General features: G+C 67.8%; 14 protein-coding genes and 1 riboswitch. Of the genes, 5 read left to right on the top strand and 9 right to left on the bottom strand.

Annotated features, from left to right (window positions below):
• Nucleotides 1–128: 128 nt before the first annotated feature.
• From ABD301_RS00600 to ABD301_RS00590, 3 genes are all read right to left on the bottom strand, one after another.
• Nucleotides 129–1,103 carry a C40 family peptidase gene (locus ABD301_RS00600; RefSeq protein ID WP_163568992.1) on the bottom strand — a complete coding sequence of 325 codons (975 nt, stop codon included), beginning with the start codon at nucleotides 1,101–1,103 and terminating at the stop codon, nucleotides 129–131.
• Between the two features lie 13 nt (nucleotides 1,104–1,116).
• A riboswitch (cyclic di-AMP (ydaO/yuaA leader) is annotated at nucleotides 1,117–1,255 on the bottom strand.
• Between the two features lie 202 nt (nucleotides 1,256–1,457).
• The gene (locus ABD301_RS00595; protein WP_344306123.1) at nucleotides 1,458–1,976 is read right to left on the bottom strand and encodes a hypothetical protein; all 519 of its coding nucleotides are present in this window, start codon (nucleotides 1,974–1,976) and stop codon (nucleotides 1,458–1,460) included.
• Nucleotides 1,977–2,073: 97 nt separating this feature from the next.
• Nucleotides 2,074–2,349 carry a BldC family transcriptional regulator gene (locus tag ABD301_RS00590; protein ID WP_344306122.1) on the bottom strand — a complete coding sequence of 92 codons (276 nt, stop codon included), beginning with the start codon at nucleotides 2,347–2,349 and terminating at the stop codon, nucleotides 2,074–2,076.
• Nucleotides 2,350–2,570: 221 nt separating this feature from the next.
• On the opposite strand from ABD301_RS00590, the gene ABD301_RS00585 reads away from it, so the two are divergent.
• Complete coding sequence (locus ABD301_RS00585; RefSeq protein ID WP_163568993.1) at nucleotides 2,571–3,023, top strand: Lrp/AsnC family transcriptional regulator; 453 nt, start codon at nucleotides 2,571–2,573, stop codon at nucleotides 3,021–3,023.
• 104 nt (nucleotides 3,024–3,127) lie between these two features.
• Here ABD301_RS00585 and ABD301_RS00580 read toward each other — a convergent pair whose 3' ends face one another.
• Entirely contained in the window at nucleotides 3,128–4,615 is a 1,488-nt protein-coding gene (locus ABD301_RS00580) for a C40 family peptidase (protein WP_344306119.1), read from the bottom strand.
• Nucleotides 4,616–4,782: 167 nt separating this feature from the next.
• Here ABD301_RS00580 and ABD301_RS00575 point away from each other — a divergent pair, with 167 nt between their 5' ends.
• On the top strand, nucleotides 4,783–5,058 hold the full coding sequence (locus ABD301_RS00575; RefSeq protein WP_344306117.1) for a DUF4229 domain-containing protein: 276 nt from the start codon (nucleotides 4,783–4,785) through the stop codon (nucleotides 5,056–5,058).
• A 126-nt stretch (nucleotides 5,059–5,184) separates the two neighbouring features.
• Nucleotides 5,185–6,825: an FMN-binding glutamate synthase family protein gene (locus tag ABD301_RS00570; RefSeq protein WP_425551860.1), complete on the top strand. Its 1,641-nt coding sequence runs from the start codon at nucleotides 5,185–5,187 to the stop codon at nucleotides 6,823–6,825.
• Nucleotides 6,826–6,843: 18 nt separating this feature from the next.
• Here ABD301_RS00570 and ABD301_RS00565 read toward each other — a convergent pair whose 3' ends face one another.
• From ABD301_RS00565 to ABD301_RS00545, 5 genes are all read right to left on the bottom strand, one after another.
• The gene (locus tag ABD301_RS00565) at nucleotides 6,844–7,227 is read right to left on the bottom strand and encodes a YciI family protein (RefSeq protein WP_344306116.1); all 384 of its coding nucleotides are present in this window, start codon (nucleotides 7,225–7,227) and stop codon (nucleotides 6,844–6,846) included.
• Between the two features lie 50 nt (nucleotides 7,228–7,277).
• Complete coding sequence (locus ABD301_RS00560; protein WP_344306113.1) at nucleotides 7,278–9,356, bottom strand: HelD family protein; 2,079 nt, start codon at nucleotides 9,354–9,356, stop codon at nucleotides 7,278–7,280.
• 169 nt (nucleotides 9,357–9,525) lie between these two features.
• Nucleotides 9,526–10,404 (bottom strand): 1,4-dihydroxy-2-naphthoate polyprenyltransferase, encoded by an 879-nt coding sequence (locus ABD301_RS00555; protein ID WP_344306111.1) that lies wholly within the window; start codon nucleotides 10,402–10,404, stop codon nucleotides 9,526–9,528.
• 155 nt (nucleotides 10,405–10,559) lie between these two features.
• A complete protein-coding gene (locus ABD301_RS00550) occupies nucleotides 10,560–10,985 on the bottom strand; it encodes a hypothetical protein (RefSeq protein ID WP_163568998.1) in 426 nt (141 codons plus the stop codon).
• Complete coding sequence (locus ABD301_RS00545; RefSeq protein ID WP_344306108.1) at nucleotides 10,985–11,284, bottom strand: hypothetical protein; 300 nt, start codon at nucleotides 11,282–11,284, stop codon at nucleotides 10,985–10,987. Before ABD301_RS00545 ends, ABD301_RS00550 begins: the two co-directional genes overlap by 1 nt.
• A 178-nt stretch (nucleotides 11,285–11,462) precedes the next feature.
• On the opposite strand from ABD301_RS00545, the gene ABD301_RS00540 reads away from it, so the two are divergent.
• On the top strand, nucleotides 11,463–12,779 hold the full coding sequence (locus ABD301_RS00540) for a sensor histidine kinase (protein ID WP_344306106.1): 1,317 nt from the start codon (nucleotides 11,463–11,465) through the stop codon (nucleotides 12,777–12,779).
• Complete coding sequence (locus ABD301_RS00535) at nucleotides 12,767–13,411, top strand: response regulator transcription factor (protein WP_163569001.1); 645 nt, start codon at nucleotides 12,767–12,769, stop codon at nucleotides 13,409–13,411. Before ABD301_RS00540 ends, ABD301_RS00535 begins: the two co-directional genes overlap by 13 nt.
• Nucleotide 13,412: the final 1 nt, after the last annotated feature.

The raw sequence follows: 13,412 nt of genomic DNA, 5'->3' as shown, positions 1-13,412 counted from the left end.
GTCGCGGGGGTGACGAGCGTTACGTCGTACCAAAAATCGAGTGATGTCGTCACTATTGGTTACTGGCGTAAAAACAATGACCCGGTTCCTTTTTCAGGAACCGGGCCACTGAAGTGTGTGCGGATGGATCAGACAGGCCGGGCGGCTCCGACATATCCCATCGAGTCGATGGGGGAGATCTTCACGTCTTCGCCCTCGGTCGGCGCGTGGATCACCCTGCTGTTGCTGATGGCGATGCCCACGTGCCCGAAGTTGTTGAAGAAGACCAGGTCGCCAGCTTCCACCGCGCCGCGGGAGATGTGCGGTGACATCTGGTACTGCTCGTGCGCCGAGTGCGGCAGCGAGATGCCGACCTGCCGGTACGCGGCCAGGGTGAGGCCGGAGCAGTCGAAGGAGTCAGGCCCGTCGGCGGCGAACACATACGGCTTGTTGAGCTGCGCGTACGCGTACCGAACCGTGGTCGAGGAGCCGACCGGCGCGTCGGGTGCGGCCGCGTCCATGCCGAAGTCGGACGGGTCGAGCTTGGCCCGCAACGTGCGCAGCGTCTTGGCCTGGCTGTCGAAACTGCTCTTGCTGGTGCCGAGCGTGCTCACCAGGGTCTGCGCGGCGGTGGCCAGGCTGTTCAGCTTGGCCTGCTGGGCGCCGACCGCGGCCTTGGCCGCCTTGAGCGCGGCCAGCTGGTCTCGGTTCTTGCCGGTGAGGGCGTCCAGCGTGGTCAGCTGGTCGAGGAAGGTGTCCGCCGAGCCGCTGGTGATCATCGAGCTCATCATGCTCACGTCACCACCCTTGTAGGCGCTGATCGCGTACGACGCGGTCTTGTCCTGGAGCGCGGCATACTGCGTCTGGGCCTGGGCGAACTGCTTGTTCACCGCCGTCTGCTGGGTCTTGATCTTGCCCAGGTTCACGTTCGCGGTGTTGTACTGGTCGTTGAGAGTGTCCAGTTTGGACGTGAGGGCGTCGATCTGGTGCGTCAGGTCACTGACGCTGGGATCCGCCGACGCCGGGCTGGCCATGGCCAGGGTTCCGGCGACCAGAGTCGCTGTGAGAACGGTGGGCACCACGAAGACACGAAGGCGCTTCCATAGCGCGCTTGCGCGAGTCACTTCCCGCGAGCTCCTTCTTCCGCAATACCGCCTGCCGAGTTAGCTGTCGGATTCGGGCGGGAAGAAATTCGCCCTACCACGACCAGGTCGTGGATTCACCCCAGGAACTCGGGTCCCCGGCTCGACTTCTGGCCATTTCGCGCCAGTCATCAATTCGGCGGCGTCGGCCGCGACGCTCGGCTGAGCATCCAGACTCTCGACCGACAGGGGCGAAGCTTACGACATCGCCTTAGCCGTTTCATCGCCGGACGGGCAAATCGTGTTACGACACCCGCGCAAAATTCATTTGCCGATCGGGCAGCCAGGCATTATGCGCGGTACGCGTGAAAAGAAATGCGTGTAGTCACCGGCGAGTCACGCAGCGACTCTCGACACAATGCGGTTCAGAATGGACACCGCTTGGCTAACTGGAGGCGGCACTGAAGGGTCCGCGAAACGCACGCTTCTCCCGCCTACCGAGATGACATATCGGAAACCGTCCGGGATTTCCGCCGTACGAGTGGAAGTCATCCCGCTGAGCGGGATTTTCGGTATCGCCGCAAGGAGTTCGGCCCGCTCGCTCGCGGTCAGCGTGCCGTGCCGATCCGCACCCTTGCGAGTGCTCGCGATGACCTGGCCGTCCGGGGTGATCCGCAGCTCGTCCTGGAAACCGGCGATGCCGCCCGTACGGGCGTACGTGACGGCCGGCAACCCAGCGGGTAGTGATGGCGACACCGTGGGTCTCATCGGAGCCGGTGTCGTCGCGCTGCCCCCGCCGGGCGACGATCCACCCGCGCAGCCGGCCAGCGCGATGCCGACCACCGCCGCCATCGCGACTGTCCCGGCGAGCTCGCGCACGCCGTACGAACGTCCTGGGATGTCATCAGCCCGCATTCGCCGCACCGCCCACCGTCCCCGCCAGTCGGAGACTTCAAGCCCTTGGACTCGCCGCGGCGCGATCTGGTTCCGCGGGCGGGTGAAAACGCCGTTCCTACGAGTCGGCGTCGTCGTCGATCAGGCCACCTTCGCCGGCCAGCAAGGCGCGCACTTCCGACTCACGGAAGCGGCGATGGCCGCCGGGCGTACGAATGCTGCTGATTCGGCCCGCGGCCGCCCACCGGGTCACGGTTTTCGGATCCACCCGAAACATGGCGGCTACCTCACCAGGGGTGAGCAGTTTTCCCTCGACCTCCACCGACCCGCACCTCCCTCGTTGATGCCGTCCACTGTTGTTCTGGTACGGAAAAATCTCGCTCCCGGCGGTCATTAGAGCATCGTTGAGGCGCTTTCACTGGCACTTTGACAAGGTCCCTGACCGTGACGACGAGTGTCACCGGGCCAATTATGGGATAACCATCTACCAATCGGACAAATGCTCGGTTCGGTATCGATCGAGGCAACTGCCCCCGGAACCGCCGGCTTCGGGCCGACGACCTGCCATTACGCTCCTGCGCGAGGATGGTCGGGCAGATTCGAGGGACGCATAAAATGGATGACACCGATCGCCGAATACTGGCTGTGCTGCGGATGCGCGGTCGCGAGACGTACGCCGAGATCGGTCGGCAGGTGGGCCTGTCCGCCCCGGCCGTCCACGACCGGGTGGCCAAGCTCGAAGCGACCGGCGTTATCGCCGGCTACCGGGCCGCGGTGGCCCCGGACGCGCTCGGTCTGGGAGTGACCGCCCTGATCGGGATCCTGCAGTCCGAGGGCAGCGAACAGGACGACATCGGCGAAGCCCTCCAGCATCTCCCGGAAATCGAGGCGTGCTGGTTCCTGGCCGGCGAGGAATCGTTCATGCTGAAAGTACGGGTGCCCGATGTGGCTGCCCTGGAACACACAATTGGCCGCGTCAACAGGATCCGCGGCGTTGCCCGTACGCGCACCACCGTGGTGCTGTCCACCAAATGGGAAGACCGCGCCGACCCCCGCCCGTCCCACTGAGTTTTCTTGATTATTGGGACGAAAAACGCCGCGAGGGTGACGTTTTGGGTAGTGAAATGGTGCATTTCACTCCCACAACGTCACCCTCGCGGCGACGGAAAACGTTAGGCGGATGGGGAAGGTGACCCGCCACCAGCGGCAGGCGATGCCGGCGGCGGGGCCGAAGACTCAGCCGGCGTGCTCGGTGGAGGCGCGCTGGGGGTCGCCGGCGGGAGGGATCCCGACGGTGGTCCAGTCGGACTTGAGGGGCTGGATGGGGTGCCGCCGCCGGAAGGCTTGGTGGGGGGCGGCGGGGCCGGCTTGGTCGGCGGGGTGGTGGTGCCGCCACCGTTGTTCCCGCCACCGCCACCGCCACCGCCTCCGCTGGTCGGTGGGAGGGCAGGCAACGTGCCGCCCTGGCCGGGCGGGACGGCGCCGACGACGCGGGTGGCGCCGAAGAACTCGGACCACCAGATGGCGTTGATCTGGACTGGCACGCCGTCGTGCGGGGCGTTGATCATCTTGCCGCCGCCGACGTAGATGCCGACGTGGTGGATGGTGTTCCAGTCACTCTTGTCGGTGGCGAAGAAGACCAGGTCACCGGGCAGCAAGGCGTTCACCTGAACCGGCCGGGTGGCGCGGAACTGCGGGCGTGCGGTGCGCGGGAGGTGGATGCCGGCGTAGTCGTACGCGGCCATCACCAGCCCGGAGCAGTCGAAGCGGTCCGGGCCTTCGGCACCCCACTCGTACATCTTGTGGGCGTTCATCTGCGCGATCGCGTACGAGAGCGCCTTCATCGCCTGCGGGGCGGCGGCGCCGCCGGGGCCAAGCGGAGACAGATACTGGCCGCCCAGGGCCAGGTTGAAGGCGTCTGAGCTGGCGTTCGCGGCGGCCAGCTGGCCGGCGTACTGAGACTGCATCGCCTGCAGCGATGCGCTCTGGGTGGTGAACTGCTCCTGCAGCGTGGCCTGCTGGGTCTGCATCTGGGCGACCGTCGCGTACGCCTGCGAATAGTTCTGGGCGGTCTGGACGACCGCCTGCGCGGCGGCGTTCAGGTCGGTGGGCGCGGGTGCGCTCTGCGGCGTCAGCGCGTCCGGGGCGGTGCCGAGAAGGTTCAGATACGACTGGCCGCTGGCGTTGCCGCCCTGCAGGGCCAGCCGGTACGCCTCGGACGCGGCCGCCCATTCCTGGTCGGCGGCGGTGACCAGCGCCTGCTTGGCAGGGAGGTCGGTCTTGAGCTGGGTGAGCTGCTCAGAGAGCCCCTCCACCGCGGACTGCTGCACCTGCACGGTGTTCACCACCGGGCTGACCGGCGGCGACGGCGGCGGGGCGGGCAGCCCGCTCGGCGGCGTCAGGGTCGTACCGCCGGGCAGCACCGGCGCCGGCGGCACCTCCGTGCCGGGGTTCGGTACGCCCGGTGGCGGCGCGGTCTTGGCGGCACCGTACGCGGCGAGTGTGGTGCTGGTCATCGCGCTGGCCGGGAGTTGCGCGGCCGCGGCGCCCGACGCGGTGACCAGAACGGTGGCGCAGCCCGCGAGGAGGCTGACCGACATCCCCTGGGTAATTCGCCTCGCCCAGCCGCGATCGACCGGCGACGTCTGCTTCCCTGTCACTTGGTGACTCAACCCACCCATCCCCGAGAGTCCGCCTGCCATGTAACTGCCGAGTAGCACGGTAGTACGTTGGGCATCATCCGCATACCACAACGGCTGAGTCCACTTCTGCCTGATCGGGATGCGCCCGGGGCATTTAAGGGACACATAAGGGAGGCGGCGCAACCATGTCAGCGGTGCTGAGATACACCGTCGGACGGATCCTGGTGTTCGCCGCGAGCCTCGGCGTGCTCTACCTTATCGGCTTCCGCCGGTGGGCGTTGGTGCTGGTCGCGATCGTGGTCTCGATGCCGCTGGCGTACGTGTTGCTGCGCCGGCAGCGGGCCAGTTTCGCGGTGGGGCTGGAGCGGGTGCTCAGCCGTCGGCGGGCCGAGAAGGCCCGGCTGCAGGCCGCCCTGGAGAGCGACGACGACGAGTTTTCCACAGCCGACAAGGTCCGCTGAGCCCGGCAAAACACAGCAACTTCTTAGACAGCGAGTCCTGATACGGACGGGCATTAAGGCTGCCTTCATAGACTTGTAACACCGGTGAGTACGGCGACTGGTGACAGACAGGGTTACTGTCTCGTCGTGTTTCGCGCAGGCATTCGAACCGCTGTCGTGCTGGCGGTCACCGCAGCTGGGGTCCTGTTCGCCGTGTTGGCCGCGGCGACTTCGTGGTGGTGGCTGGTGCTGGCCGTGCCGCTGCTCGCGGTCGGCCTGTTGGGCTGCTATGACCTGTCGCAGAGCGACCGGTCGGTGCTGCGCAACTATCCGGTGCTGGGCCACCTGCGCTATCTGTTCGAGGGGTTGCGCCCGGAGATCCAGCAGTACTTCATCGAGCGCAACTTCGACGGCCGGCCGTACGACCGAGATGTCCGCAGCATCGTTTACCAGCGCTCGAAGGGCATCGAAGGCGAGTCGCCGTTCGGTACGGAGCGTGACGTCTACGCCGATGGCTACGAGTTCTTCGCGCACTCGATGTCGCCGCACCACGCCAAGGGCCCGATCCGCGAGCACAGCCAGGCCGGCACCGAGCCGGCGCCTGAGGAGCCGCCGCGGATCCACATCGGTGGGCCGGACTGCAAGCAGCCGTACGACATGTCGTTGCTGAACGTGTCTGCGATGAGTTTCGGCTCGCTGTCGGCGAATGCGATTGTGGCGCTCAGCACGGGCGCGGCGAAGGGTGGTTTCGCGCACGACACCGGCGAAGGTGGCATGTCCGACTACCACCTGGCCGGCGGCGCCGACCTGATCTGGGAGGTCGGCACCGCGTACTTCGGCTGTCGTACGCCCGACGGTGACTTCGATCCGGTCGCTTTCAAGGAAAAAGCCGCGAACCCGCGGGTGAAGATGGTGTCGCTGAAGCTTTCCCAAGGTGCCAAACCTGGTTTGGGTGGGGTGTTGCCGGGCGAGAAGGTGAATGCGGAAATCGCTCGGGTCAGGGACGTACCGCTCGGAAAAACCGTGGTTTCCCCGCCGTACCACCGAGTTTTCTCCACCCCGCGAGAACTTGTCCTTTTTATTGACCAGATGCGGGAGCTGTCCGGCGGAAAACCGGCTGGTTTCAAGCTTTGTGTCGGCACCCGGCGGGACGTACTCGCGGTGTGCAAGGCGATGCTGGACGAGCAGATCACCCCGGACTTCATCGTCGTCGATGGCGCCGAAGGTGGCACCGGCGCGGCTCCGCTGGAATTCACCGACCACGTCGGGATGCCGCTGACTGAGGGACTTTTCGAGGTTCACAACGCTTTGGTGGGTTGTGGCCTGCGAGATCGGATCAAGATCGGCGTGAGCGGCAAGGTGGCGACCGGCTCGGACATGGTCAAGCGGATGATCCAGGGTGCCGACTACACCAACGCGGCGCGGGCGATGATGTTCGCGGTCGGCTGCATCCAGGCGCAGCGCTGCCACACCAACCGCTGCCCGGTCGGCGTGGCGACCCAGGACCCGCGGCGGTCGCGGGCGCTCTACGTGCCGGACAAGTCCGAGCGGGTTTTCCATTTCCAGCAGGCGACCGTGCACAGTGCGATGAAAATCATGTTCTCGCTCGGGGTCTCGCATCCAGATCAGTTGCGTCCGCACATGCTCTATCGGCGGGTCAGCCCGCAAAGCGTCCGGTCTTACGCCGAACTCTGCCCGCCGCTGCGTCGTGGCCAACTGCTCGACGACCCGCCGGCGGACTGGGCGCAGGACTGGAAACTGGCCAGCCCGGACTCCTTCGCGGTCTGAGTCGCACCGACCATGGAGTCACACCGGCCATTGCGACCAGGCGTTCACCGGACCGGACTCATGCAGGACTTCGCGGACCTCGATCGCACCGTGTGCGGCGTCCGGCATGAGGCCGGCCAGCTCGACCGCGCGCTTTTCGTCGGTGACGTCCACAACGTAGTAGCCACAGACGAAAGCATCGGATTTGTGCACCGGGCTGTCGATCGTACTCGGCACGCCGTCACGGACGTGTACGGTCTTGGCGGTAATAGGATCGGAAAGGGTCTTGCTCTCCACCAGTTCCCCGGTTTCGGAGATCAACCGGTCGAAATCGCCGTCTCCCTGAAACGCGCTGAGTTGCTGGTCCGCGGTGAGGCCCTCCCACATCTCGTGATCGACATACATGATCAGTAGATATTTCAACTCGCCGCACGCTCCCGGTCGAGACTCTCTTGTTTCTTAGTGACCAGATGTCAGCTTTCTCCGAACGCGGCCAATTCCGCAGGCAGCGGTTCCGCGTGGAGAACGGTGAGTTTGGACACCGCCCGGGTCAGTACGACATAAAGCCGGTGCAGGCCGCGCTGTTCGGCGGCCACGATGGCGGCCGGTTCGCCGACGATCACGTGGTCGAACTCCAGGCCCTTCGCGAGCGTCGCCGGCACCACGGTCAGCGGAACATCCTCCTCGGCGCTGTTCACGCTGTGTGACACTCCGGCCGCGGTCAGGGCCTTGGTGACGGCCGGTACCGACGCGTCGGCGACGACCACGCCGATCGAGCCCGGCTGCTCAAGTGCTTCGGCGCCGGCGGTGGCGACGGCGGCGGCCACCTCGGGGACGGACTGGATCACCAGCGAGTGTGGCGCCTGTCGTACGGACACCGCCGGCTCTACCCCAGCGTCCAGTGCCGGGAGCAGGGCGTTCGCCAGCGCCAGGATCTCCGCCGGCACCCGGTAGCCGGTGGTCAGCGGCAGCACCCGGGCGGTTGGCTTTCCGAGTGCCTCCAGCAGCGCCGGCCAGGTCTTGGGCGCGGTCACGGTGGTGCTCTGGGCGAGGTCGCCGAGCACCGTGACCGAGCCCTGCCGGGCCCGCCGGCCGATCGCCCTGGCCTGCATGGCGGTCAGGTCCTGCGCCTCGTCGATCACCACATGGCCGTACGAGCCGCTGCGTTCGAGCAGGTCAGTGGCCTCGTCGATGAGGACGGCGTCGGCATTGCTCCAGCGGATCTGGCGCTTGGTCCGCGGCGCGGTCGGCCAGCTGATTGCGTCCTGCTCGGCTTCGGACAACAGGCCGTCGGCGGACCGTGCGAGCAGCTCCCGGTCGGACAGCAGCTCGGCGATCAGGCCGGCCGCGTCGACCGCCGGCCACACCGCGTCTGTCAGTTCTTTTACTGACTTCGTACGGGAAATCCGGGCCACCCAGGCCTCGGTGGGACTGTCGCCGCGGGCCTCGGCCTGGGCACGGGCCAGGTAACCGAGCCGGGTCCGCAGCCGCTCGCGGGCGGTCGCGTACCGCAAATCGTCCCGGCGCAGGTCGTCCACCAGCCGCATCAATCGGGCCGGCCCAATCCGGTAGCGCAGCGAGCCGTCCGCGATCACCAGCGGCTCGGTCGGCTTGCCGATCCGGCCATAAAGCGCGCGCCGGATCACTTCGGCCATCCGGGCGTCCGTCTTCACCGCCTCCGCTTGCGCGGAATCGGTGCCGCGGACCTGCACCGGCGCGATCAGCTGGCTGACGGTCGCCTGCTTGACGCCGCCCTCGCCGAGCGCCGGCAGCACCTGGGCAATGTACGACAGGAAGGCCTGGTTCGGCCCGATCACCAGCACACCGGAACGTTTGAGCCGGTCGGGATGGCTGTAGAGCAGGTACGCGGCGCGGTGCAGCCCGACCGCGGTCTTGCCAGTGCCGGGCGCGCCCTGGATGCACAGCGAGTCGTCGAGATCGGCCCGTACCAACGCATCCTGGTCCGGCTGAATGGTGGCCACGATGTCCCGCATCGGCCCGACCCGCGGCTTCTCGATCTCCGCGGTCAGGATTTTGCTGGCAAGGCCCAGATTTTCGCCCTCGTCGAGCCGCTCCTGCTCGTACGAACTCAACTGTCCACTGTGGAACCCGAAGCGCCGCCGCCGGATCACGCCGCGCGGTTCCGCCGCGGTGGCGCGGTAAAACGCCTCGGAAACCGGCGCCCGCCAGTCGATCACCAGCGGATCGCCGGCCGGGTTCGCGATGTGCCGGCGGCCGATGTGGAAACTCTCGCCCGGATAAGGACTGTCGTCTCCGTGGTCGATCCGGCCGAAGAACAACGGCGTCTTGCCGTCGTCGGCGAGGCTGATCGTACGGTTCGCCAGCTCACTGGCCAGCACCTCGTCCGACACGAAGGTGGTCGCGCCGGCCGCCTGCGCGCGGATGTCCGCCAGCCGCTCGTACCACTCGCCGTCGTGAGTCTGGAGGCTCCTCGCCTCGTCGCGCATCCGAGTCAGCTCGGCTCGTGCGGCGACCATGTGGTCCCGCTCGGCGCGCAGCGTCTGGTCCTCGGCGAAGTCGGTCTCGGGCATCCCTACAACCTCCGGCAGTGTCTCGACGGTCCCACTGCCCTTGGCTCTCCGCGACCCGCGGCGCCCGGCTTTCGACGGGTCGGCGCCCTCGTCCGGGCGCTCGGCCGAGTGACGTTACCGGACGGCTCGCGTCCCGGCGAACGAGTTTTGGCTGCTGGTGCCCGGTCGGTCAGACTGACAGGGCGAGACCGACGCCGAGACCGACGGCATAGAGGAGTTCGGCGAGGCCGGTGTCGCGCAGGGTGGGGATGAGTTCCAGGCCGGACCGTTTGGCCAGCAGCGGGCCGGCAGCGCGGACGGCCATCGGGATCCCGATGAGGGAAAACCACACCCACGGCGAGAGGATCACGGCGAGCAGGATGCCCAGCAGATGGGCGAATCCGACGAGGACGGCCCACAGGGTGCGGCTGGCGGGATCGCCCATCATGACGGCGAGGGTCTTCTTGCCCGTCTGGGCATCGGTGGGGATGTCACGGACGTTGTTGGCGACCAGAATCGCGCAGGCGTAGCAGCCGATGCCGGCGGCCGCCGCGATCGCCGGCCAGGACAGCCGGAGAGCTTGGACATAGGTCGTACCGAGGACCGCGACCGGGCCGAAGAAGATGAAGACGAAGACCTCGCCGAGGGCGCGGTAGCCGTACGGGCGGCGGCCGCCGGTGTAGTACCAGGCCGCCGCTATGCAGGCGATGCCGACGATTAGCAGCCACCAGGCCTGGGTCGCGATCACCAGGGCCAGGCCGGCGATGGCGGCCACCCCGAAGGAGCCGAACGCCGCGTACTTCACCGTGGCCGGTGTCGTCGACCCGCTGCCGACCAACCGGAACGGGCCGACTCGGTTCTCGTCCGTACCGCGGATGCCGTCGGAATAGTCGTTCGCATAGTTGACGCCCACCTGCAGCGCCAACGCCACCACCAGCGCGAGCAGCGCCCGCCAAAGCGAGAAACCGCCCAGCGCGGCGGCGGCGCCGGCGCCCGCGATCACCCCGGAGGTGGACGCCGGCAGGGTCCGCGGCCGGGCCCCCTCCACCCACTGCGCGGTCGTGGCCACACGTCCTCCTCCAGTTCGGTTCGCCCCCATTCTGTGCTGGCCTCTCGCCGCTGCCAGATCCGCCCCTGCCCGCACGAGCTTGACCGCATCGACGCGATGCGTGCGCCAAACGCACGCATCGCGTCGATGCGGACATCACCCTGGGTGGGTGGAGGTCAGGGGCGGGTGAGGGCGGTGGAGGCGTACCAGAAGGCCGCGATGGCGAGTGGGACCTCCAGCAGGGCGGCTTCCAGGCCGGCCTGCAGGAGGTCGCCGCCGCTGGTCGCGGTGGTGAGGTCGAACCAGGCGTCGGCGAGCAGCAGCGCCCCGCCGATGACCGCGGTCAGGGCCGCTCGCGGGTCCTTACGCAGGATGAGGATCGCGGTCAACGCGGCCGCGAGGGCCTCGCCGCTGTCCAGTCCCACCCACGCCACCGACCAGTGCGCGACGGTGGTGGTGGACGGCAGCAGCTGGCTGAGTACGACGCACCACGGCACCAACGCGCTGACCATCGCCACCGTGATCAGCAGTGCCCGGCGGTGCAGCCGCTCAGCGGGAACGACTATCGGCGCGGTGGTCGGTCGTACGTCCAACGTGGTCATCAGAACGAGCCCCTTCGGCGAAACGCGAATCGAGTGACGCAGCCGCAGATCACCGCGGCGGCCAGCCAGACGGCGGCCACCGCGAGCGGAGTCCGCTGCAGCAGGACGGAGACGCCAGCGACCGCGATCACCACCAGGGCGATCAGCGGGAGGACCGACAGCGGCCTGAACTGGGTGTTCCGGTCGGCGATCCGGTCGGCGAGCAGCTCGTCCACCACCTCGGCGACCCGGTCGTCGAATTCGTCGCCGTAGAGGTCGAAAAACGCCTCCGCCGACTGCTCGATCCCCGTTCCGTCCATGTCCTCAACACTGGTCGAAAGTGGACTTCGCGTCGGTCGAGCCGACCCACCAACCGGGTGTCGGGTTATCCCTACTGGCGGTCGTGGGCTCTCCGGGTTTCGGCCGGCTTGACGTGTTCATATGGTTGGTCGACGACCAGGCCGGACCGCCGGCGGTTCAGACGTACGGGGAGCTCCGGTGCAGACACCTCCAGGTCCGGCGACGGACCCGCCAACGGTGGTGGGGCCGGATCGGATCTCGGGATTTCCGCTGCGTGCGGTGGTTTCGGGGCGGCTGTGGAAGGCGTACGCGCACCTCACCCTGGACGCCGTCTACGGCACGCTTGGGCTGGCCGCGCTGCTGATCTTCTTCGGCGCGCTGCTGCTGGTGCCGTTCGGCGTCGGTCTCTTCCTGGTGGTGCCTGCCGCGCGGGTGCTGTTCTGGTGCAGTGCGGCCGAGCGGCGGCGATACGCGGCCACCTGCGGTTTGTACGTGGCTGAGCCGCGACTGCCGGCGGCCGCGAACGGGCCGCTGCGAAAGGCCCTGCCGGCGGTGCTCGGCAACTGGGCGCTCTGGCGGCAGGTCGGGTATTTCCTTTTGCTGATCCCGATCGCGTGCGCCACCTCGGCGACGATCGTGGTGACCTTCGCGGTGTCGGCCACCCTCGCGGCGCTGCCGGTCTACTTCCGGCACCTGGCCAACGGCCGCGCGACGGTCGGTCCGCTGACGGTCAAAGACAACCGGACCGCCTTCATGGTCTGCGTGCTGGCGCTGTTCGTGCTGTTGGTGATCGTCCCGACGCTGGCCCGGATGTTGCGCGGCATCGATGTGCTGCTCGCTCGTACGCTGCTGGTCCGCCCCCGCGGGAAGGCGATGGCCGAGCGGGTCGAGGAACTGACCGAGAGCCGGGCCCGGGTGGTGGACGCCGCCGAGGCCGAGCGCCGGCGGATCGAGCGGGACCTGCACGACGGAGCGCAGCAACGGCTGGTCGCCATGTCGATGACGCTTGGACGGCTGAACTCCCGGCTGAAGAACACCGCCGACCCGGACATGTTGGCGCTGATAGATGAGGCGCGACAGGACGCCAAGCTGGCGATTGGCGAGATCCGCGACCTGACCCGCGGCCTGCACCCGCCGGTGCTCACCGACCGCGGCCTGGACGCGGCGCTGTCCGCGGTGGCAGCCCGCCAGCCGATGCCGGTGACGGTCGACGTCCAGGTGTCACCGCGCCCGCCGATCACCATCGAGGCGATCGCGTATTTCGTGGTCACCGAGGCGTTGACGAACGTGACCAAGCACGCCCAGGCGCATCGCGCCGAGGTGGGCATCCGGCGGATCGGCGACCGGCTCTGGATCCGGGTCACCGACGACGGCCGCGGTGGCGCGGACCCGACCCGCGGCACCGGACTGACCGGCCTTGCCGATCGGGTGTCCGGAGTGGACGGCACTTTGCGAGTTTCCAGCCCGGTGGGCGGACCGACGGTGATTGAGGTGGAGTTGGCATGCGGGTCGTGATCGCCGAGGACTCGGCGCTGCTGCGAGAGGGTCTGCGACGACTCCTCGTGGAGCAGGAGATAGAGGTGGCCGACGCGGTCGGCGACGGCGAGGAACTGCTTCGCGCGGTTGCCGAGCACAAACCGGACGTCTGTGTGGTGGACGTACGGATGCCGCCGACCTTCGTCGACGAGGGCTTGCGAGCCGCTCTGGTGATCCGCAACCGGTGGCCGGGCACGGGCGTACTCGTGCTGTCCCAATACGTCGAGGAGCGGTATGCCACCGAGCTGATCGGCGACAACCCGGACGGCGTCGGTTACCTGCTCAAAGACCGGGTAGCCGAGGTGGAGGACTTCGTCGACGCGGTCCGCCGGGTAGCCGCCGGCGACACCGCGCTGGACCCCGAGGTGATCAAGCAGCTGCTCGTACGCAGCCGGAAAAAGGACCCGCTCGCGACCCTCACCCCGCGCGAGCGGGACGTGATGGCGGCGATGGCCGAAGGCCGCTCGAACGCCGGCATCGGCGCCGAGCTGGTGATCGGGCCGGCCGCGGTGGAGAAGCACATCAGCAGCATTTTCCTGAAACTCGGCCTGCGCGCCGAGGACGGCGAACACCGAAGGGTGCTGGCCGTACTGAGATATCTGGGGGCCTGAC

The organism is Fodinicola feengrottensis, assembly GCF_039530045.1.
GTDB lineage: Bacteria > Actinomycetota > Actinomycetes > Mycobacteriales > HKI-0501 > Fodinicola > Fodinicola feengrottensis.
Note: the sequence above shows the minus strand (reverse complement) of the source record. Positions and strands in the feature narration are given on the sequence as shown.

Bases quoted from the DNA above. Each gene is read 5' to 3' on its own strand.
- ABD301_RS00595 (WP_344306123.1), bottom strand. From the start codon at position 1,976: ATGCGGGCTGATGACATCCCAGGACGTTCGTACGGCGTGCGCGAGCTC.
- ABD301_RS00535 (WP_163569001.1), top strand. From the start codon at position 12,767: ATGCGGGTCGTGATCGCCGAGGACTCGGCGCTGCTGCGAGAGGGTCTG.
- ABD301_RS00550 (WP_163568998.1), bottom strand. From the start codon at position 10,985: ATGACCACGTTGGACGTACGACCGACCACCGCGCCGATAGTCGTTCCC.
- ABD301_RS00585 (WP_163568993.1), top strand. From the start codon at position 2,571: ATGGATGACACCGATCGCCGAATACTGGCTGTGCTGCGGATGCGCGGT.
- ABD301_RS00590 (WP_344306122.1), bottom strand. From the start codon at position 2,349: ATGACCGCCGGGAGCGAGATTTTTCCGTACCAGAACAACAGTGGACGG.
- ABD301_RS00545 (WP_344306108.1), bottom strand. From the start codon at position 11,284: ATGGACGGAACGGGGATCGAGCAGTCGGCGGAGGCGTTTTTCGACCTC.
- ABD301_RS00575 (WP_344306117.1), top strand. From the start codon at position 4,783: ATGTCAGCGGTGCTGAGATACACCGTCGGACGGATCCTGGTGTTCGCC.
- ABD301_RS00560 (WP_344306113.1), bottom strand. From the start codon at position 9,356: ATGCCCGAGACCGACTTCGCCGAGGACCAGACGCTGCGCGCCGAGCGG.